Consider the following 20240-nt stretch of genomic DNA (forward strand, 5'->3'; position numbering starts at 1 on the left):
AAGAAGGACCGCTTCGCGGCCCAGCGGGAGCAAGCTCCCTCGCCACAAGGTTCCCCTATGCAAAACTTAACGTTCCGCGAGGAGTTTCCATGATCAGCAAAATTCCCGAACCGGATCTCGCATACCTACAGAAAGTCCTGTTGGAAATGCTCGCCATTCCCAGCCCGACCGGCTTCACCGATACCATCGTGCGGTACGTCGCCGAGCGACTCGAAGAACTGGGCATTCCTTTCGAAATGACCCGGCGCGGCACGATCCGCGCCACCCTCAAGGGCCGCAAGAGCAGCCCCGACCGGGCCGTATCGGCTCACCTGGACACCATCGGCGCCTCGGTTCGCGCCATCAAGGACAACGGCCGCCTGACGCTGGCGCCGGTGGGTTGCTGGTCGAGCCGCTTTGCCGAGGGCAGCCGGGTCAGCCTGTTTACCGACACCGGGGTGATCCGTGGCAGCGTGCTGCCGCTGATGGCTTCCGGGCACGCGTTCAACACCGCCGTGGATGAGATGCCCATCAGCTGGGACCACATCGAACTGCGCCTGGACGCCTACTGCGCCACCCGCGCCGATTGCGAAACGTTAGGGGTGGGCATCGGCGACTATGTGGCGTTCGACCCCTTGCCGGAGTTCACCGAAAGCGGCCATATCAGCGCCCGTCACCTGGATGACAAGGCCGGGGTCGCCGCGTTGCTGGCGGCGCTCAAGGCGATTGTCGACAGCGGCGAGGAACTGTTGATCGACTGCCACCCGCTGTTCACCATCACCGAGGAAACCGGCAGCGGCGCGGCGGCCGCGCTGCCTTGGGACGTCAGCGAATTCGTCGGGATAGACATTGCACCGGTCGCGCCAGGCCAGCACTCCAGCGAACATGCGGTAAGCGTGGCCATGCAGGACTCGGGAGGCCCGTACGACTACCATCTGTCGCGACATTTGCTGAAGCTGGCCAAGGAGCACGAACTGCCGGCGCGCCGCGACCTGTTTCGCTATTACTTCAGCGACGCCCATTCGGCGATTACCGCCGGGCACGACATCCGCACTGCCCTGCTCGCCTTCGGCTGCGACGCGACCCATGGTTACGAGCGCACCCACATCGACAGCCTGGCCGCGCTGAGCCGCCTGCTCGGTGCCTACATCCTGAGCCCTCCGGTATTTGCCAGCGACGCACAACCGGCCCAGGGATCACTGGATCGCTTCAGCCATCAGATCGAGCACGATGCGCAGATGGAAAGCGACACACGGGTGCCGTCGGTGGACAGCCTGATCGGGCACCGTTCGGATAGCTGAACCAAGCCCTTATCGATTCTTACGATGCTTTCGCGAGCAGGCTCGCTCCCACAAGGTAATTACGCCATCGAGGTGGGAGCGAGCCTGCTCGCGATGAGGCCCGCATGGCTCTACAGAACTCAGGCTAGCCGCAGCAGCGCATCCACCGTAGCATCCGCTCTATTGTTTTGCGGAGCCCCACCATGCTGATCCCCTACGACCAACTCGAAGTCGATACGCTCACCCGCCTGATCGAGGATTTCGTCACCCGTGACGGTACTGACAATGGCGACGATACCCCGCTGGAAACCCGCGTCCTGCGGGTCAGACAGGCCCTGACCAAAGGCCAGGCCATGATTGTCTTCGATCCCGAAAGCGAACAGTGCCAATTGATGCTCAAGCACGATGTGCCCAGACATCTGTTCGATTAACCGACCTTGCGGTCGGACCCGGCCTTTTTTCTCTGGATCCTGTCGTAGACCTCGGAACGATGAACCTCCACATGCCGAGGCGCTTCTACGCCAAAGCGCACGGTGCCGCCGCTGATCGACAGCACACGGACGGAAATCTCATCACCGATGGAAATCAACTCACCTACGGTACGGCTTAATACGAGCATGGTCTTGTCCTTAAGAGTGATTGGACATTGACCATGCACGGCCTGTTTTCCGAGCACAAGATACCGGCGGGAATTCAGTAAACCCCTACGAACAACTGTCCATTGGCTGAAGGAAACGTCCTGCAAAACCACGCCGAAACGGGAGTTTATGGCCCCGAAAAACGCGGACCGAACAGAATCACGCTGGCCCCCACGACACAGAGGGCCACGCCGATCCAGTCGGAACCCAGCGGCCGCACCCGTTCCACCACGGCCAGCCAGCCGATCGAGGCGATGATGTAAATGCCACCGTAGGCGGCGTAGGCACGACCGGCATAAGTGGCTTCGATGCGCGTCAGCAACAGGGCGAATAACGCAAGGCTGAGCAGCGCCGGCACGATCCACCAGGCACTCTTGCCCTGGCGCAACCACATCCAGAAGGCGTAGCAGCCAGCGATCTCGAACAGCGCGGCGAGAAAAAACCACAGGTAATTGAGCATTGCTATGTCCATCAGGAAGGCACGAATGGCGCCATCCTGAGGACACCCGGCAATCAGGTCAACTCAGGCCTGCCGTGCCTTGGCGCGCATCTTGTCGGCCATGGCGGTCATTTCGTCGTACAGCAGTTGTGGATTTTTCTGTTTGAGGGCCCAGGCCATGCGCCCCTGCTCGTGGGGCAGGATCATGAATTCACCCTGGGCGACATGCTGGTAGATGTAATCGGCAATGTCCGCCGCGGTGATCGGCGAGCTTTCCAGCAGTTTGCCCACCTGGGCCTTCATGGCCGGGGTCGGGCCACGGAACGAGTCCAGCAGGTTGGTCTGGAAGAACGACGGACATACCACATGTACGCCGATTTCCTGCTGGGCCAGCTCGACCAGCAGGCTTTCCGACAGCGCCACGACGCCGGCCTTGGCCACGTTGTAGTTGCTCATGGCAGGCCCCTGCATCAGCGCCGCCATGGAGGCGATGTTGATGATCTTGCCGCGGCTTTTTTCCAGCAGTGGCAGGAACGCCTTGCAGCCCTTGACCACCCCCATCAGGTTGATTGCGATCTGCCAGTCCCAATCCTCCAGCGAGAGCTCGCTGAAGAACCCGCCCGAAGCCACGCCAGCGTTATTGACGATGATGTCGATGCCGCCAAGCTTCTCCTCGCAGGCCTGGGCGAATGCGGTGAGCTGGCTGTAGTCGCGCACGTCACAGCGCTGGACGAAACCCTCGCCACCGGCATCGCGCACCAGCCTGAGGGTTTCCTGAAGGCCGGGCTCGCTGACATCGGACAGGGCCAGGCGCCAGCCTTCACGGGCCCAGCGCAGCGCGATTTCGCGGCCCAGGCCGGAGCCGGCACCGGTGATCATCATGCGATTTTGCATAGGGAAACAGCCTTGTTGTTCCGGGAGAGATGCGCCGAGTGTAGCGAAGGACCCGAACAGACCCATGCACCATCAGATTGCTGAATGGCGAGGGCAAACCGTGGAAGGTTGAGGTACCTGGGCGAGGGAGTGCTCTCGCTGGGCGGGCTGGCGTTCCAGCGCGGAGCGGCCCCCATGATGCCGCCTCGTTAACGGTGTCGGTTTCAGTAAAAGGGCCGCTACGCAGCCCAGCGGGAGCAAGCTCCCTCGCCACGGGGTTTCAGTGCTCTTGTGTTTTACGCTCAACAATAAAAACTTTTGAATTTTTTACAGGACGTTACGGTCGGACTTAATAAGCCGCCCGGATTCAATGCATGCGCGCTGGCAGTTGAAAGTTACATCACTCCAGAACTGACCAATAAGGAAATCAACAATGGGCACTATTCTTATCATCATCCTGATCCTCCTGCTGATCGGTGGCCTTCCGGTCTTCCCGCACTCCAGAAGTTGGGGTTATGGCCCGTCCGGTATCATCGGCGTTGTGCTGGTCGTGCTGTTGATCTTGTTGTTACTTGGCAAGATATAAAACACCAAGCGTAAAAAAAGAGGCCTTTGAGGCCTCTTTTTTTATACGTCGCGATTATCAGTCCGGCTTGCCGTCAACAACACCGGCGGTGTTATCCAGCAGGCTCTTGGTCGCGGTTTGCAGGAACGCCTCGAGCTTGAGTTTCATCTCTGCGGTGTCAGGTGCGTCCGGGATGATCTCGGCATGCGGATTGGCCCCCAGCCGATAGCGGAACAGCTTCGCTGGCATGGCCTTTTCTTCCGGCAGCACCAGAATCGTGTCGTCGCGAATGATCGCGGTGGTCTGGTCGCTGCCCGACGGCTTGATCACGCCAAACCCGGTGTCGCCTGACGGCAGGTTCAACAGGTCACGGCCCCAGCACTGGTTACGCACCTGCCCACCGAGCCGTCCCATGATGGTTGGAACGATATCGACCTGGGTGCCCACCGTGTGGCTGCGCTGACCGAATTTTTCCTGGATGCCCGGGCCGATCAGCAACATCGGCACGTTGAAGCGGCCAAGGTCCATTTCGGTGATCTGGCGCTCGTTGCCGAAGCCATGGTCGCCAACCACGACAAACAGGGTTTCCTTGAAGTAAGGCTCCTTGCGCGCCTTCTCGAAGAACTGCCCCAGCGCCCAATCGGAGTAACGCATGGCGGTCAAGTGTTCGTTCAGGCGACCACGGTCCGTGACCGGCTCGACCGGCAACGGCGTCGGCAGTGCGTAAGGCGTGTGGTTGGACAGGGTCTGCAACAACGCATAGAACGGCTTGCCGTTCTCCCGCGCCTTGAGCTCGATCAGGCCACGGTCGAACATGTCCTGGTCGGACACGCCCCAGGTCGGGTCGGAGAACACCGGGTTCACATAGTCATTGCGTCCGATGAACGTGGTCATGCCCTGGTTGCTGAAGAAACCCGACTGGTTGTCCCAGGCGAAATCGCCGTTGTAGACATACACATCGTCGTAGTCCCGGGCGCTGAGCAGTTGCGGCAGGCCCGAGAGCTTGTGACTGCCTTCCGGTGTCTGCATCAGATATTCAAAACCCGGCAGGTTCGGGAAACACGCCATGGTGGCAAACATGCCCTGGTGGGTGTGGGTGCCGTTGGAGAAGAAGCGGTCGAACAGCAGGCCTTCCTTGGACAGCTTGTCCAGGTATGGCGTGATGTTACCCGGCGCGCCCAAGGCGCCGACCGAGTGACCGGCCATGCTTTCCATCAGGATCACCACCACGTTCTTGATCGGCAGTGTCTTGTCGGCCGGCGGCGTGTAGTCGCGTCTTACCGCGGCAGTCCCGGCGTCGACGAGCTTGTCGTCGGGCATCACCAGCATGTCGCGCACGGTCTGCTGCGCCAGCGACGACTCGAGGGTGGCCTTCCAGACATTGTCACGGTGTTCAGACATCCGGCTCTTGGCCGCCGCCACCAGCGACAGAGTACCGTTGAGGCCCAACTGGTTGGCGAAGTTCGAATCGGTGGTATAGACGTCGCCCCAACGCAGGGGCGGGCCTTGGCGCAGCGTGCCACGGGCGGCAGCGACGGCCACCACCAGGCAGACCAGGAACACCGCGACGCGGCCATACCACGGGGCGATCTGGCGGGTGCCGATGCTGCCGCCACTGAACGGCCCGCGCGGCCGGGTAGCGCGATCAGCACCTTTGAAGGCCAGGGCCAGGATCAGCGTGCCGCCGGCCCAGGCCAGCAGGTAGCGCACCACCGGGAAACCGTACCAGAGCATGCTCATGACGGTTTTCGGGTCTTCCTGCACATATTGGAAGACCAGGCCGTTGAGGCGCTGGTGGAACTCGCGGTAGAAGTCCATTTCCATCAAGCCGAGAAACAGCGCGATGCTGGACGTGACGGTCAGCCAGAAACGAAAGAATCCACGTGCCGCCATCGCCCGTGCGCTGAACAGGGCCAGCAGCAGCGGGATGCACAGGTAGACCACCAGGCGCAGGTCGAAACGCAGGCCGTTGGCGAACGCTTCGACGAAGGTAGAGGCCGGTGTATCAAGGATCATCTCGCGGTTGTAGACCAGCAGCGCAACGCGCAGCAGGCTCAGCATGACCATCATCACCAACGCACAGAGCAACGTGTAGGCCAGATGCGATTTGACGGTCGGTTGCAGCAGGCGATGCGTGGTGCGCTGCTGACTCAGGGCGTCCGGGATTGCCATGTCGTTTGAGGACCTATTGGAGTTGGAGTGACAAATAGAACAACGGCGCGCCCTCTGTTGGCCAGATATCAGGCCCGGGGCTTGCGCAAGTGCGCGAATGTCGCACGAACGGCCATGGCATTGCCATTAAATAACCGCTGGCGACAGAGCGCGGGGGATTGTCGACAAGACTTAGTGAAAATTTCGTTCAATGAATATCTGGAAACACAAAAGCACCCCAGTGCCCTTGTGGCGAGGGAGCTTGCTCCCGCTGGGCTGCGAAGCGGCCCCCAACACACGCTGAGGCAACTGGGTGTGTCAGGTAGATCCAGGAGGGCCGCTTCGCGCCCCAGCGGGAGCAAGCTCCCTCGCCACAGAAGGATCTCGCCTCAATTGCGGGGCTTCAGTCGTTGCTCGGCTTGTTGATCGCCTGCAGCACATACTGCGGCATGGCGAACGCGCCCAGGTGGATCTCGGGGTTGTAGTAGCGCGTCACGATACCGCTGCCAATGAAGCGCTCGCGCAGGGTTTCGCGAGAAAGCTTGCGGTGAGCGGTATCAGTCGAGCCCCAGGCGAAGGTCATGGCGCCGCCGATGTAGGTCGGCACAGCGGCCTGGTAGAAATGCCAGTCGGCGAACAGGCCGTGCAAGCGTCCGGCGGTGGTCTGCACTTCGCCCAGTTGCATGAACGGCGTGCCGTTCTGGGTCACCAGGATCCCGCCTTCGTTCAGGCAGCGATGGCAAGCCTGGTAGAAGTTTTCCGAGAACAGCACTTCGCCCGGGCCGATCGGGTCGGTGGAATCGGAAATGATGACGTCGAATTTCTCCTGGGTGGTGGCGACGAAACGCATGCCATCGTCGATCACCAGGTTCAGCCGCGGGTCGTCGTAGGCACCCTTGGAGTGGTTGGGCAGGAACTCCTTGCACATGTCCACCACCGTGCCATCGATCTCGACCATGGTGATGTGTTCGATGCCAACGTGCTTGGTCACTTCACGGAGCATGCCGCCGTCACCGCCACCGATGATCAGCACGCGCTTGACGGCGCCATGAGCGAGGATGGGTACGTGGGTGAGCATCTCGTGATAGATGAATTCATCGGCTTCGGTGGTCTGGATGACACCATCCAGGGCCATGACCCGGCCCATGCGCGGGTTTTCGAAAATCACCAGGTGCTGGTGCTCGGTGCGCACTTCGTGCAGCAGCTTGTCCATGCGAAAACGCTGGCCATAGCCTTCGTAGAGGGTTTCCAGGTAGTCGCCGGTCGGGGTGGTCGTCATGGTCAGGTGCTCCGATCAATACGCGTTGGCCAGTTAAGGCTCGCAAAGGCGCGCATTCTACGACGCTGGGGATGACAGGTCGAACCTTCTACTGTCTGACGCCGCAACGCAACCTTCGTGGCGAGGGAGCTTGCTCCCGCTGGGCTGCGCAGCAGCCCCCGGAAGAACTGGGCAGGCCTGGCTGAAATACCGAGGAAAGCTCAGGGCTACTTCGTAGCCCAGCGGGAGCAAGCTCCCTCGCCACAAGGGCCGGCAATGGGCTTCAGTGAAACTTCTGTCCGAGCCCCGCCGGTACGCCTTCGATAGTGGTTTCTTCCCACGGGCCGTTCGGGCTGACGGAGCGGCTCCAGCCGTTGTTCCAACGATAATAGGTGCGCTGGCGATAGAACGTGTTGGGCTGCTTGTCCAGCACATAGACCCCGAGCTTGGCGTCCCAGTGGCTGTTGCCGCCTGGTGGTGGAGCGAAACTGGCGGAGGTGCGCGGCAGCGGCTTGGCCGGTTTGTTCGGGGTCACGGGTTTGCCGGGCGCGGTCGACGGGCCTGGTTTGGTGGTCGGCGTCGAAGGCGGAATCGGTGGCAATGGCGCCGAAGGCTCCGGTGGACGCTGGACCGCACAAGCGCTCAGGCCCAGGACGAGGGTGAGCAGGGTCATACGAGCGATGGCGGTCATGGTGCGAATTCCTGTCATTGGTCCGGACTGTCGATAATCAATTGTTGTAGCGCCGTGGTGCTGCTCGCCAGGGGCTGGCTGCGACCGATCCACTCGCCGGCGGTGGGTTGGCCGGCTCGGGAGATGCGCGCCACCAGTTGGACTTCAGGGAAGTTCGACAGTTTCAGCTGCGGCATCATCGCATCAGCGTCACCCAGCTCGACGCTGGCCGGCAGGTCGGCGACGGTCAGGCGCCTGGCCGCCAACGGCGCGGGCGGGCCGGACACGGCGCGAGCGAAAATGAACACGCTGTCGCCCGGCTGCACCTTGGCTTTTAGGGCCGGATCGAGCTCGACACGGACCTTGAGCAGCGCCGCAGGCTTGGCGGCCGGCGCTTGGGCAACCTTGCCGCCATTGGCTTGCAGCTTCTCGGTGGCGCGAGTGATGCCCCCCTGCAACGCCTCCCGCGACTTGTCGCCTTCGGGCAACTGCGCCAGCAGGCGGCCCCAATAATCGATCGCCTCCTGATAGCGCTCGCCTTCGAACGCGGCGATGCCCAACAGGCCGAGGCTGGTGACTTCCTTCGGATCGAGCTTCAGCGCCTCGTCGGTGAGGGCCTGGACCTTGTCCGACCATTTCTTGCCGTCGGCAAAATACTGCGCCTGGGCCCACTGTCCGAGCAGCTCGGGCTGGCGGCCGGCCAGTGCCACGGTGCGCTCGAAGATCTTTGCCGCATCCGCCGGCCGATCCTGCGCCATGTAGGTCCGCCCGAGGAAATACAAACCTTCGGCGGAATCCGGTTGTGCCACCACCGCGCGCTCCAGGCGCAAAGTCATTTCTTCCATGGACTTGGGCGCCTGGGCGAATTCACGGGTCAGCTCGACCTTGTCGCTTGCGCCGAAATGCAGGTACAGCGCCAGGCCCAATACCGGCACCAACACCGCCGCGAGCAGCGGCAACGGCTTGCCCAGTCGCGATTCGCGCGGCGCCTCGGCGCCCTCGGTGTCGGCGAGCAATTCACGGGCGGCCTCGGCGCGACCGGTGTCCAGTTGCGCGGCGTTGAGCACGCCCTCCTCCCGCTCGGCCTGCAGTTCGGCGACGCGCTCCTGGTACAGCGCCACGTTCAGCGCAGTACGGTCTTCTTCCAATTGGGCGCGGCGGCCACGCAACACGGGGATCAACAGAAAACTCAGGGCAACCAGGAGAAGCAGACCTGCGGCGAGCCAGAAATCAATCATGCTTGGTTTTATCCAACAGTTGGTCGAGGCGCTGGCGCTCTTCGACAGAAAGCGTGTCCGGGGCGGCAGTGCGCTGGACCCGGCGGCGACGCACGATCACCGCGATGACGACGAAACCACCGAGCAGCAGCCCGGCGGGGCCGAACCAGAGCAGCGCGGTCTTGGAAGACAGCGCCGGGTTGTAGCGCACGAACTCACCGTAGCGATCGACCATGAAGTCAATGATCTGCTGGTTGTCCTTGCCCTCGCCGAGCATGCGGAAGATCTCCTTGCGCAGGTCGGCGGCAATCGGCGCGTTGGAGTCGGCGATGTCCTGGTTCTGACACTTGGGGCAACGCAGTTCCTTGGTCAGTTCGCGAAACCGCTCGCGCTCGGCATCGTTGGCAAATTCGTAGGTGTCGATGGCGGCGTGAGCCACACCCGCCAGGCTCAAGCCGAGGATGGCGGCAATCAACCAGCGCTTCATGGCTTGGCCTCGTCCACCAGTGCCTGATATTTGCCGGCCAGCTTCTCGCGCCAGACCTGCTCGTCGATCACCCCGATGAACTTGTCGCGGATGATGCCCTTGGCGTCGATAAAGAAGGTTTCCGGCGCACCGTAGACGCCCAGGTTCAGGCCGAGGGTGCCCTCCTCGTCACGGATGTCCAGTTGATACGGGTTGTGGAACTCGGCAAGCCACTTCAAGGCATCGGCGTTGACGTCCTTGTAGTTGACGCCGTAGATCACCACGCCGTTCTGGGCCAGTTTGTTCAGCACCGGATGTTCGACCCGGCAGGAAATGCACCAGGTGCCCCACACGTTGACCAACGCCGGCTTGCCCAGCAGGTCGGCGCGAGTCAGGGTCTTGTCGCCTTGTACCGATGGCAGGGAGAACTCCGGAAACGGTTTGCCGATCATCGCCGAGGGCAATTCGGACGGGTTCAGGTAAAGCCCGCGGTACAAGAACACCGCCATCACCAGAAACAGTGCCAGCGGCAACACCATCAACCAACGTTTCATGCAGTGGCTCCCGTCACGCCCAGGGCTTCGCGCACCCGGGTTTTCACTTTGACCCGATAGCGTCGATCCAGCGCAGCCAACACGCCGCCCAGGCCGGTGAGCAAGCCACCGAACCAGATCCAGCGTACGAACGGCTTGACGTGGACGCGTACCGCCCAGGCGCCATCACCGAGGGGTTCGCCCAGCGCCACGTAGAGGTCGCGGGTGAAACCGGCGTCGATCCCGGCTTCGGTCATCACCGAGTTCTGTACGGTGTAGAGGCGTTTTTCCGGGTGCAGCACGGTGATCTCCTGGCCGTCGCGAATGACCCGCACGGTGCCCTTGTCGGACGTGAAGTTCGGACCTTCGAAATGCCTGGCGCCCTCGAAAACGAACTGATAACCGCCCAGGTCCATGGACTCGCCCGGTGCCAGGCGCAGGTCGCGTTCGGCGCTGTTCTGGCTGGACAGCACCACACCGAGGGCGCAGACGGCGATCCCCAGGTGGGCGAGCTGCATGCCCCAGTAACTGCGGGTCAGGGTCGGCAGACCTTTGACAAGGCCTTTATGGCGAGTCTTGTCGAAAATATCCCGCACGCCCGCCAGCAATACCCACGCCGCCAGCACGAATGTCGCCAGCACCGCCCAGTTGAAGTCGCCATAAGCGATGCCCGACACCACGGCCAGGGCGGCGGTGCCGAGCAGCACCGGCGTGAGCATGCCCAGCAGCCATTTGACCGGCGTGTCCTTCCAGCGCACCAGCATACCGATCGCCATCACCACCATCAGGATCGCCATCAACGGGATGAACAGTGCGTTGAAATACGGCGGGCCGACCGACAGCTTGGCGCCGGACAACGCATCGAGCGCCAGCGGATACAAGGTTCCGAGGAGGATCATCGACGCCGCCACCACCAGCACCAGGTTATTGCCCAGCAGCAGGGTTTCCCGGGACCAGAGGTTGAAGCCGACCTGGCTTTTCACCACGGGTGCACGCAGGGCGAACAGCGTCAGCGAACCGCCGACCACGAACAGCAGGAACATCAGGATGAATACGCCACGCTCGGGGTCCGAGGCGAAGGCATGCACCGAGGTCAGCACGCCGGAGCGCACCAGGAAGGTCCCGAGCAGGCTCAGCGAGAACGCCGCGATCGCCAGCAGCACGGTCCAGCTTTTGAACACACCGCGTTTTTCGGTGACGGCCAGGGAGTGGATCAGCGCCGTGCCGACCAGCCATGGCATGAAGGAGGCGTTCTCCACCGGGTCCCAGAACCACCAGCCGCCCCAGCCGAGTTCGTAATAGGCCCACCACGACCCGAGTGTGATGCCGATCCCGAGGAAGGCCCAGGCGACAATGGTCCATGGCCGCGACCAGCGCGCCCACGCGGCGTCGAGGCGACCACCGAGCAAAGCGGCGATGGCGAACGCGAAGGCCACGGAAAAGCCGACGTAGCCCATGTAGAGCATCGGCGGATGGACGATCAGACCGATGTCCTGAAGCAACGGGTTGAGGTCGCGGCCGTCCATCGGCACTTGCGGCAGGATGCGCTCGAACGGGTTTGACGTGAGGATGAGGAACAGCAGGAAACCGATGCTGATCATGCCCATCACCGCAAGCACCCGGGCCAGCATCACTTGCGGCAACTGTCGGGAGAACACTGACACCGCGAAGGTCCAGCCGGCAAGAATCAACGCCCAGAGCAGCAACGAACCTTCGTGGGCACCCCACACCGCGCTGAACTTGTAGTACCAGGGCAAGGCGCTGTTGGAGTTGCTGGCGACATAGGCCACGGAAAAATCGTCGGCCATGAACGCGTAGGTCAGGCAGCCGAACGCGAACAGCATGAATGCAAACTGCCCCCATGCCGCCGGCTGGGCGAGGCTCATCCACAAGCGGTCGCCACGCCAGGCACCAAGCAACGGCACAACCGCCTGGACCAGGGAAAAACACAGGGCCAGGATCATCGCCAGATGGCCCAGCTCAGGAATAAACAGACCGGCATTCATCGATCAACCCTCCTTCACGGGAGCGGGAGCGGGCGCCGACTGGCCGCTGTCTTTCAGGGCCTTGGTCACTTCCGGCGGCATGTATTTCTCATCGTGCTTGGCCAGCACTTCGTCGGCCACCACCACGCCATCGGCGTTGAGTTTGCCCAAGGCAACGATGCCCTGCCCTTCGCGGAACAGATCCGGGAGGATGCCGCGATAGGTGATGGTCACGGTCTTGTTGAAGTCGGTGACGTTGAACTTCACGTCCAGCGAATCACCGGAACGCATCAGCGAGCCCTGCTCCACCATGCCGCCAGCGCGGATGCGCGTATCCTTGGGCGCTTCGCCATTGGCGATCTGGGTCGGGGTGTAGAACAGGTTGATGTTCTGTTGCAAGGCGCTGAGAGCGAGGCCGACCGCCGCGCCGACGCCGACCAGGATCGCCAGGATGATGACAAGACGTTTTTTGCGCAGCGGATTCACTGACCGTTCTCCCGACGCAGACGACGCGCCTCTTGTTGCAGATACCGCTTGCGGGCCAGGATCGGCGCCGCCACGTTGAGGGCCAGCACCGCCAGGCAGATGCCATAGGCTGACCAGACATACAGGCCGTGATGGCCCATGGCGAGGAAGTCGCCGAATGACGCGAAACTCATCGAGCGGCCTCCAGGCTGTTCTGTACTTCGGCTTTCACCCAACTGGCGCGGGCTTCGCGCTTGAGTACTTCGAGGCGCATGCGCAGCAGCAACACCGCGCCGAAGAAGCAGTAGAAACCCAGCACGGTCAGCAGCAGCGGCAACCACATCTCGACCGGCATCGCCGGTTTTTCGGTGAGGGTGAAGGTCGCGCCCTGATGCAGGGTGTTCCACCATTCCACCGAGTATTTGATGATCGGGATGTTGATCACGCCGACAATCGCCAGCACCGCGCAGGCCTTGGCCGCGCTGTCACGATTGCTGATGGCGTTGCCCAGCGCAATAAGACCGAAGTACAGGAACAGCAGGATCAGCATCGACGTCAGTCGTGCATCCCAGACCCACCATGAACCCCAGGTCGGCTTGCCCCAGATTGCCCCGGTGACCAGCGCCACGGCGGTCATCCAGGCACCGATGGGCGCTGCGCATTGCAGCGCGACGTCGGCCAGCTTCATCTTCCACACCAGCCCGACCACACCGCAGATCGCCAGCATCACGTAGACCGACTGGGCGAGCATCGCCGCCGGAACATGGATATAGATAATGCGAAAGCTGTTGCCCTGCTGGTAGTCCGGCGGCGCGAAAGCCAGGCCCCAGACCAGGCCGATGCCGATCAGCAACAGGGCGGCGATACTCAACCAAGGCAGCATCTTGCCGCTGATGCCGTAGAACCACTTGGGTGAGCCGAGCTTATGAAACCAGGTCCAGTTCATTGCAGTTTCCATCACGGTTGCGGCTCGTCTTCACGAGCCGCCAGGTCAGCCTTCGCTTCCAGTGGAAGTGGTCAATTCCTGACCAGGCCGCATTATTATTCGCCGACGCTGATCTTCAGGCCAGCGGCTATTGCAAAGGGTGTCAGGGTTATCGCCAGGGCGGTCAGGCTCCCAAGCCACAGCAGATAACCGGTTGCCGGCAGGCCTTGCAGCGCCGCTTGCAAGGCGCCACTGCCGAGGATCAGTACCGGTATGTACAGCGGCAGGATCAGCAGCGCCAGCAACAAGCCGCCACGCTTGAGCCCTACCGTCAGCGCCGCACCCACCGCGCCGAGCAGGCTCAGCACCGGCGTGCCGAGCAACAGTGACAGCAGCAGCACCGGCATGCACGCGGCGGGCAAGCCCAGCATCATCGCAAGCAGCGGCGAGAGCAGCACCAGCGCCAGGCCGGAAAAAACCCAGTGTGCCAGTACCTTGGCCAAAACCAGAAGGGCCAGGGGGTGCGACGAAAGGACCCACTGTTCCAGGGAACCGTCTTCGAAATCACTGCGGAAAAGCCCGTCCAGCGAGAGCAGGACCGACAAAAGCGCGGCCACCCAGACCAGTCCCGGCGACAAGGTTTGCAACAATTGAGTCTCCGGACCGACCGCCAGAGGGAACAACGCGATGACGATCGCAAAAAACACCAGCGGATTGGCCAGTTCAGCCGGACGCCGACATAGCAGGCGCGCTTCACGGGCAAGCAACAGGCCAAAGACGCTCATACCGCCCAGTTCCCCAGGTCAATGCTGCGATAGCCGGCGGGCATCCGGGTCAACGTGTGATGGGTCGTCAACAGCACCATGCCGCCGCTCTCGCAATGCCGGGCCAGGTGTTCTTCGAGCTGCGCGACGCCCTGCTTGTCCAGTGCGGTGAAGGGTTCGTCGAGAATCCACAGCGGCGGGCTGTCCAGGTACAGACGGGCCAGGGCCACGCGGCGCTGCTGGCCGGCCGACAGTGTGTGGCTGGGCACATCCTCGAAACCCTTCAGACCTACCGCCGCCAGGGCCTGCCAGATCGCCTCGCGACCGGCCGGCCGGTGCAAGGCGCACAGCCAGCTGAGGTTTTCTTCCGGCGTCAGCAGATCCTTGATACCGGCGGCATGGCCGATCCAGAGCAGGTTGCGGGCCAGTTCGCTGCGCTGGCTGTCCAGGGGCTGGCCGTTGAGCAGCACCTGGCCCGCGGTGGGTTGCATCAACCCGGCCAGCAGGCGCAACAGGCTGGTCTTGCCGCTGCCGTTGGGGCCACTGACTTGCACCATATCGCCACGCGAGAGTCTCAATTCGAGATTTTCGAAAAGCAGCCGCAGGTCTCGCTCGCAGGCGAGGCCGATGGTTTGCAAGAGAGGACTGGTCAAGGGATCGCGGGCCTTATACGGTTCAAGTCGGCAGTGCAGCGGCCGTTAAAGTGATGCAGCATAGATGCATTGACGGCCCGTTCCACAGAGCTGCGTCAAACAATTGCAAGATTTTCGCCGCTCTCTGGAAGGCGGGCGGCATTATACATGTGAAGCCTCGCTCCAAAGAGCGCTGATTTCCCCAAGGTAAGACCGCAGATGACAGGCGACATGAACATCCCGCCGCTGCCCCAGCCCACGGCAACGACACGTATGCCGGCAGTGACTGGCGAGCTGCTCAAGTTGCTGGCGCCGGCCGAGGGGCTGATCGGCCCGGGCCAGACAGCCAAGGCCGAGGTGTTGTCACTCAAGCAGGCGGACCAGGCCTTCCAGCTGTTGCTCAAGCTGACCCTGGAAAGCGGCCGGCAGGCCACGGTGCAGGCCACCAGCGCCCAGCCGTTGCCGCAAGGCACCAGCCTGGCCGTGACCCAGCCGTCCGCCAGCAACCTGGCGATCACCGTGCAACAGGCGCTCGCGTCCAGTGTCGCCACCCTGACCCGCATCGACACTGCGCAATTGCCCGTGGGCACCTTGTTGCAGGGCAAAGTCCTGACCAGCCAGGCGCTGCCGCAGTTGCCAGGGCAAGCGGCGGTATTTCGCTCGCTGGTGAGTTTGCTCAACACCGTCCAGGCCGGCAGCACCCTGGACATCGACAGTCCCCAGCCCCTGCGCATCGGCACGTTGTTGAGCGCTCAGGTGCAGGATGCGCAGACCTTGAAATTCGTCCCCCTGAGCAACCGCCAGGAACAATTGGCGGTCAGCCAGCAACTGGTTACGCAGGTGAGCCGCCAGGGTTCGCTGGACAGCTTGCTCACCGCCCTGCAAAACCTTCCCGCCAGCGACGACGCCGGCCCCGAGCTGCGCGCGGCGGTAACGCGCCTGTTGGCCGGTCTGCCAGACGTCCAACAACTGAGCACACCCAAGGGCCTGGCCCAGGCCATGGTCGCCAGCGGCATGTTCCTGGAGAGCAAACTCCTCGCCGGGCAGCCGCCGAGCCTCGTCCCGGACATGAAAGGCGACCTGCTGAAACTGATCGCCCAACTGACACCGGCCCTGCCCGCTTCCACCAATCTCAGCGCCATCATCGCCGCCAACACCCTGGCCCAGGCGCTGCCCAACTTCGTGCGCAGTGCCTTGGGGATGCTTGGCCAGGTCAGCGCCAAGCCGCAACCCACGAGTTTTCCGCTGCCCTCACGCCTGCTCAAAGGCCAGGACGAAGAAGGCGATCTGGAGCACCTGTTGCGTCTGGCCGCAGCCGCTGTCTCGCGCCTGCAAAGCCACCAGTTATCGAGCCTGGAGCAGACCGGACTGACCGACGATGGCCGGCTGATGAGCACCTGGCAGTTGGAGATCCCGATGCGCAACCTGCAGGACATCGTGCCATTGCAGGTCAAGTTCCAACGCGAGGAAACCCCTGCCCGGGAGCAGCCGGACGAGCGCCGCGAACCACGCGAAGCGAAACAGCAATTGTGGAGGGTCGAGTTGGCGTTCGACATGGAGCCGCTGGGCCCGTTGCAGATTCAGGCCCAGTTGCTCGGCGGCAGCCTGTCCAGCCAGTTGTGGGCGCAAAGGCCGTACACGGCAAGCCTGATCGAAAGCAACCTGACCGCCCTGCGCGAGCGCCTGGTGACATGCGGGCTGAACGTCGGCGACCTGGATTGCCACCTCGGCACCCCGCCCCAGGGGCCCAAGACCCGACTGGATCAACGCTGGGTGGACGAAACCGCATGACAACCCATACCGAACCCCGCCAGGCCATCGCACTCAAGTACGACGGCCACCACGCCCCCACCCTCACCGCCAAGGGCGACGAAGCCCTGGCCGAGGAAATCCTGCGCATCGCCCGGGAAAGCGAAGTGCCGATCTATGAAAACGCCGAATTGGTGAAATTGCTGGCGCGGCTGGAGTTGGGCGACAGCATCCCCGAGGAGCTGTACCGCACAATCGCCGAGATCATTGCCTTTGCCTGGAACCTGAAGGGCAAATTCCCCCAAGGCTTCGACCCCCACGCGCCGGATGTCGAAAAGGACGTGACGGACCGCGGGGATGATTACTGACCAGCAACGACGCTACCCCCGTGGCGAGGGAGCTTGCTCCCGCTCGGCTGCGCAGCGGCCGCAAAAGCCTGGGGCCGCTGCGCGACCCAGCGGGAGCAAGCTCCCTCGCCACGGGGTCTGGGTAGGAATGACTATTTCTGAACGCCAGAAAAACCTGTGGGAGCGAGCCTGCTCGCGAAGGCGTCCGGTCAGTCAGCATTTTTATTGACTGTCGCGCCGCTTTCGCGAGCAGGCTCGCTCCCACACAGAAGTCGCGGGACACGGGAATGGTTACTGACCAGCCACGACGCTACCCCCGTGGCGAGGGAGCTTGCTCCCGCTCGGCTGCGCAGCGGCCGCAAAAAGCCTGGGGCCGCTGCGCGACCCAGCGGGAGCAAGCTCCCTCGCCACGGGGTCTGGGTAGGAATGACTATTTCTGAACATCAGAAAAACCTGTGGGAGCGAGCTTGCTCGCGAAGGCGTCGGGTCAGTCAACATCTTTATTGACTGTCACGCCGCTTTCGCGAGCAGGCTCGCTCCCACAGGGTTCAGGGGGAGAAATAGCTTCAGCCGCCCTTGTGCAACTTGCTCATCAATTCCGCTTCGGCCTGGGTCAGACCACACGCCTGGGTCAGTTCGTCGACGCTGGCGCCCATGCCGACCAGGCGGGCGGCCTGGGCGAAGGACAGGCTGGAGGGGTCGCGCTGTTCCAGCTGCGCCAGTTTGTCCGGCAATGGCCCGACCACGGCACGCAGCTCATGGAGCGCTTCGCCCATGCGCACGGTGCCGTTCTGATAGTCGTCGACGCGCTTGGCCAGGTCGCGGATGCGCTGATCGCGCAGCGCATCGCCCTGGGCCTGCTGAGCGGCGATTTGCCGCTGGCCGCGTATATAGGACACGAACATTGCCAGCGTGCCTGCCCAGAAAAGGAACAGGACAATGACTGCTACCTCAAGAATCAAATCAGATACTCTCCAGTTCCGACCACTCTTCTTCGCTCATCATCTTGTCCAGTTCAACCAGGATCAGCAACTCGTTGTTCTTGTTGCACACGCCCTGAATGAACTTGGCGGACTCTTCGTTACCGACGTTCGGCGCGGTTTCGATTTCCGACTGACGCAGGTAAACCACTTCGGCGACGCTGTCGACCATGATGCCAACCACTTGCTTGTCGGCTTCGATGATGACGATCCGGGTGTTGTCGCTGATCTCGGCGTTCATCAGGCCGAAGCGTTGACGGGTATCGATCACGGTGACCACGTTGCCACGCAGGTTGATGATCCCCAGCACATAGCTTGGCGCACCTGGAACCGGGGCGATTTCGGTGTAGCGCAGCACTTCCTGAACGCGCATCACGTTGATGCCGTAGGTTTCGTTATCGAGCTTGAAGGTCACCCATTGCAGAATCGGATCTTCAGAACCCTTTTGAGACGACGCCTTATCATTCATACCCTGACCCCTCGAAAAACCGCCTGTGGCGGTGTGTGTTCTGTCCGGCGGCGCCCTGCGCCCCCGGTTGTCTTATTTCGGTTTCTGGACCGGCTTGCTGCCGCCCAGGTGTTTTGCCCCGCCGCTGGCGATCAGCTCCGCCAGTTCGGAAACGTCCAGCAAGGCGCACATGTGTTCGATCACCGTACCGGCCAGCCATGGCCGTTGTCCTCGATGGCTGCGCCATTTGATTTCGTTCGGGTCCAGGCGCAGCGAACGGCTGACCTGATGCACCGCCAATCCCCACTCGTAGCCTTGCACTGAAATCACGTATTGCAGGCCCTGGCGAAAATCATCGCGATAACGGTCCGGCATGACCCAGCGCGCGGTGTCCAGCACCTTCAGGTTGCCGGCCTGGCTCGGCAGGATCCCGAGGAACCATTCCGGCTGGCCGAACAACGGCGTCAATTCCTGCCCCGCCAGGGAATAAATCGATCCCAGGCACACCAGCGGCACCGCCAGGGTCAACCCGGCCACATCGAACAACAGACACTCGAACGGCTCGGCGGCCCAGGCCGGACGGTCGTCGCCCTGCACCGGCGGCGGTGTGTTGCTCGGCGGCGGCAAGTGGATTTCGACTACCGGCGTCACCAGGCCCTGCAACAACGGTGCAACGGTCGAGACCGGCGCCAGGATCGGCGCGGGCGCTTCCATCACGGCCACCTTCGGCTTGACGAGCGGCGCCTCGACCGCTGCGGCAGTCATGGAAATCCGTGCATCACGGGCCTGCTCTTCGAGCACGGCCGCCTGGAACTCGTCCAGTACAGCTTCAGCTTCGGCTTCGACGACGGGCTCGGGCAACGCCTCGGCCGCGCTCGGCGGCGCTGGCAATTCTTCGGTCGCTTCCTGCAGGAGCCCGTCCAGGTAGGACTGCAAGGCCAGTTGCGGACGCGAGGTTGTCTTGATCGGGCGGTTCATGAGAACTGTGCGCCACTTGAAAAGGTTATCGGCATGGATACGTCAGGACTTGAGCGCCCGCAAGCAAGCACAACGGCTGTGGAAAACTTCGTCACTTCAAGCCACCTGCTGCGGAACGAGCTGCTGGGCCAGCAAATGCTTGAGAAGCGCGCGATAGGCCAGGATGCCACGGCTTTTGCCATCGAATTGCGAAGGGGTCACGCCGGCGCGGCTGGCATCGCGCAGACGCGTATCGACCGGGATATAACCTTGCCAGATGTCGTCCGGGTACATATCGCGCAGCACGCGCAGGGTACCGAGGGAAGCCTGGGTGCGACGGTCGAACAGGGTCGGCACGATGTTGAACGCCAGGGATTGCTTGCGCGAGCGGTTGACCATCGCCAGGGTGTTGACCATGCGCTCCAGGCCTTTGACAGCCAGGTGTTCGGTCTGCACCGGTATCACCAGTTGCTGGCTCGCGGCCAGGGCGTTGACCATCAGTAGCCCGAGCAATGGTGGGCTGTCGATGATTGCGTAATCGAAATCCTGCCACAGCTGCGCCAGACTCTTGGCGATCACCAGGCCCAGGCCGCCCTGCCCGGGCGACTGGCGCTCCAGGGTGGCCAGGGCCGTGCTCGATGGCAACAGGGAAATCCGCTCGTCACTGGTAGACAGCAACAACTGGCCCGGCAGGCCCTCGGGCACGCTGCCCTTGTGCAGGAACAAGTCGTAGTTGCTGTGCTCCAGGCTATCGGGATCGTAGCCGAAATAGCTGGTCATCGAGCCGTGGGGGTCCAGATCGACGATGACCACGCGCTTGCCCGCCTCGGCCAGCAAACCGGCTAAAGCGATGGAGGATGTGGTTTTGCCCACACCACCTTTTTGATTGGCGACTGCCCAGACTCTCATTCGGATCGTT

The 20240-nt window shown here is 62.5% G+C and carries 24 protein-coding genes; 5 read left to right on the forward strand and 19 right to left on the reverse strand.

From position 1 onward, the window contains the following. The first annotated feature begins 89 nt into the window (after window positions 1-89). The gene (locus tag M1E16_RS19460) at window positions 90-1280 is read left to right on the forward strand and encodes an osmoprotectant NAGGN system M42 family peptidase (protein ID WP_434629286.1); all 1191 of its coding nucleotides are present in this window, start codon (window positions 90-92) and stop codon (window positions 1278-1280) included. A 182-nt stretch (window positions 1281-1462) separates the two neighbouring features. Next, on the forward strand, window positions 1463-1690 hold the full coding sequence (locus M1E16_RS19465) for a YheU family protein (RefSeq protein WP_305499664.1): 228 nt from the start codon (window positions 1463-1465) through the stop codon (window positions 1688-1690). On the opposite strand, the gene csrA is transcribed toward M1E16_RS19465, so the two are convergent. The 3 genes from csrA to M1E16_RS19480 all read right to left on the reverse strand — a co-directional run bounded on the left by csrA (window position 1687) and on the right by M1E16_RS19480 (window position 3230). Then, window positions 1687-1878, reverse strand: a complete 192-nt coding sequence (gene csrA, locus M1E16_RS19470; RefSeq protein ID WP_305499663.1) for a carbon storage regulator CsrA — start codon at window positions 1876-1878, stop codon at window positions 1687-1689. The two genes, M1E16_RS19465 and csrA, sit on opposite strands and share 4 nt — an antisense overlap. Window positions 1879-2024: 146 nt before the next feature. Then, window positions 2025-2357 carry a YnfA family protein gene (locus tag M1E16_RS19475; RefSeq protein WP_434629283.1) on the reverse strand — a complete coding sequence of 111 codons (333 nt, stop codon included), beginning with the start codon at window positions 2355-2357 and terminating at the stop codon, window positions 2025-2027. A 63-nt stretch (window positions 2358-2420) separates the two neighbouring features. After that, window positions 2421-3230, reverse strand: a complete 810-nt coding sequence (locus M1E16_RS19480) for an SDR family oxidoreductase (protein ID WP_434697190.1) — start codon at window positions 3228-3230, stop codon at window positions 2421-2423. 412 nt (window positions 3231-3642) lie between these two features. On the opposite strand from M1E16_RS19480, the gene M1E16_RS19485 reads away from it, so the two are divergent. Next, the gene (locus M1E16_RS19485) at window positions 3643-3795 is read left to right on the forward strand and encodes a DUF3309 family protein (protein ID WP_018606531.1); all 153 of its coding nucleotides are present in this window, start codon (window positions 3643-3645) and stop codon (window positions 3793-3795) included. Window positions 3796-3852: 57 nt separating this feature from the next. Here M1E16_RS19485 and M1E16_RS19490 read toward each other — a convergent pair whose 3' ends face one another. From M1E16_RS19490 to ccmA, 12 genes are all read right to left on the reverse strand, one after another. Further along, the gene (locus M1E16_RS19490) at window positions 3853-5946 is read right to left on the reverse strand and encodes an LTA synthase family protein (protein WP_458128170.1); all 2094 of its coding nucleotides are present in this window, start codon (window positions 5944-5946) and stop codon (window positions 3853-3855) included. Window positions 5947-6328: 382 nt separating this feature from the next. Beyond that, complete coding sequence (gene speE, locus M1E16_RS19495) at window positions 6329-7204, reverse strand: polyamine aminopropyltransferase (protein ID WP_305499658.1); 876 nt, start codon at window positions 7202-7204, stop codon at window positions 6329-6331. A 262-nt stretch (window positions 7205-7466) separates the two neighbouring features. Beyond that, window positions 7467-7874: a hypothetical protein gene (locus M1E16_RS19500; protein WP_305499657.1), complete on the reverse strand. Its 408-nt coding sequence runs from the start codon at window positions 7872-7874 to the stop codon at window positions 7467-7469. Between the two features lie 14 nt (window positions 7875-7888). Continuing rightward, on the reverse strand, window positions 7889-9091 hold the full coding sequence (gene ccmI, locus M1E16_RS19505; RefSeq protein WP_458128171.1) for a c-type cytochrome biogenesis protein CcmI: 1203 nt from the start codon (window positions 9089-9091) through the stop codon (window positions 7889-7891). After that, the gene (locus M1E16_RS19510; RefSeq protein ID WP_434601454.1) at window positions 9084-9557 is read right to left on the reverse strand and encodes a cytochrome c-type biogenesis protein; all 474 of its coding nucleotides are present in this window, start codon (window positions 9555-9557) and stop codon (window positions 9084-9086) included. The genes ccmI and M1E16_RS19510 overlap by 8 nt, the downstream gene beginning before the upstream one ends. Continuing rightward, entirely contained in the window at window positions 9554-10090 is a 537-nt protein-coding gene (locus M1E16_RS19515) for a DsbE family thiol:disulfide interchange protein (protein ID WP_095963989.1), read from the reverse strand. The genes M1E16_RS19510 and M1E16_RS19515 overlap by 4 nt, the downstream gene beginning before the upstream one ends. Continuing rightward, window positions 10087-12075, reverse strand: coding sequence for a heme lyase CcmF/NrfE family subunit (locus M1E16_RS19520; RefSeq protein ID WP_458128172.1), 1989 nt, complete (start codon window positions 12073-12075; stop codon window positions 10087-10089). Before M1E16_RS19520 ends, M1E16_RS19515 begins: the two co-directional genes overlap by 4 nt. A gap of 3 nt (window positions 12076-12078) precedes the next feature. Continuing rightward, entirely contained in the window at window positions 12079-12540 is a 462-nt protein-coding gene (gene ccmE, locus M1E16_RS19525; RefSeq protein WP_458128173.1) for a cytochrome c maturation protein CcmE, read from the reverse strand. Then, a complete protein-coding gene (gene ccmD, locus M1E16_RS19530; RefSeq protein WP_007939192.1) occupies window positions 12537-12713 on the reverse strand; it encodes a heme exporter protein CcmD in 177 nt (58 codons plus the stop codon). The genes ccmE and ccmD overlap by 4 nt, the downstream gene beginning before the upstream one ends. Further along, on the reverse strand, window positions 12710-13465 hold the full coding sequence (locus tag M1E16_RS19535) for a heme ABC transporter permease (RefSeq protein WP_434656498.1): 756 nt from the start codon (window positions 13463-13465) through the stop codon (window positions 12710-12712). The genes ccmD and M1E16_RS19535 overlap by 4 nt, the downstream gene beginning before the upstream one ends. A 95-nt stretch (window positions 13466-13560) precedes the next feature. Next, the gene (ccmB, locus tag M1E16_RS19540) at window positions 13561-14229 is read right to left on the reverse strand and encodes a heme exporter protein CcmB (RefSeq protein ID WP_434572671.1); all 669 of its coding nucleotides are present in this window, start codon (window positions 14227-14229) and stop codon (window positions 13561-13563) included. Next, window positions 14226-14861 carry a cytochrome c biogenesis heme-transporting ATPase CcmA gene (gene ccmA, locus M1E16_RS19545; RefSeq protein WP_434629265.1) on the reverse strand — a complete coding sequence of 212 codons (636 nt, stop codon included), beginning with the start codon at window positions 14859-14861 and terminating at the stop codon, window positions 14226-14228. Before ccmA ends, ccmB begins: the two co-directional genes overlap by 4 nt. 198 nt (window positions 14862-15059) lie before the next feature. Here ccmA and fliK point away from each other — a divergent pair, with 198 nt between their 5' ends. Continuing rightward, on the forward strand, window positions 15060-16631 hold the full coding sequence (gene fliK / locus M1E16_RS19550) for a flagellar hook-length control protein FliK (RefSeq protein ID WP_458128174.1): 1572 nt from the start codon (window positions 15060-15062) through the stop codon (window positions 16629-16631). Next, window positions 16628-16957 carry an EscU/YscU/HrcU family type III secretion system export apparatus switch protein gene (locus M1E16_RS19555; RefSeq protein WP_434629261.1) on the forward strand — a complete coding sequence of 110 codons (330 nt, stop codon included), beginning with the start codon at window positions 16628-16630 and terminating at the stop codon, window positions 16955-16957. Before fliK ends, M1E16_RS19555 begins: the two co-directional genes overlap by 4 nt. A 545-nt stretch (window positions 16958-17502) precedes the next feature. Here M1E16_RS19555 and M1E16_RS19560 read toward each other — a convergent pair. From M1E16_RS19560 to M1E16_RS19575, 4 genes are all read right to left on the reverse strand, one after another. Further along, complete coding sequence (locus M1E16_RS19560; RefSeq protein WP_434601459.1) at window positions 17503-17898, reverse strand: DUF2802 domain-containing protein; 396 nt, start codon at window positions 17896-17898, stop codon at window positions 17503-17505. 1 nt (window position 17899) lies between these two features. Next, complete coding sequence (locus tag M1E16_RS19565) at window positions 17900-18385, reverse strand: chemotaxis protein CheW (RefSeq protein ID WP_003199144.1); 486 nt, start codon at window positions 18383-18385, stop codon at window positions 17900-17902. A 72-nt stretch (window positions 18386-18457) separates the two neighbouring features. After that, a complete protein-coding gene (locus M1E16_RS19570) occupies window positions 18458-19342 on the reverse strand; it encodes a CheW domain-containing protein (protein ID WP_434572663.1) in 885 nt (294 codons plus the stop codon). Window positions 19343-19438: 96 nt separating this feature from the next. Next, complete coding sequence (locus M1E16_RS19575) at window positions 19439-20230, reverse strand: ParA family protein (RefSeq protein WP_305499638.1); 792 nt, start codon at window positions 20228-20230, stop codon at window positions 19439-19441. Window positions 20231-20240: the final 10 nt, after the last annotated feature.

The organism is Pseudomonas sp. Z2-11 (assembly GCF_054161305.1).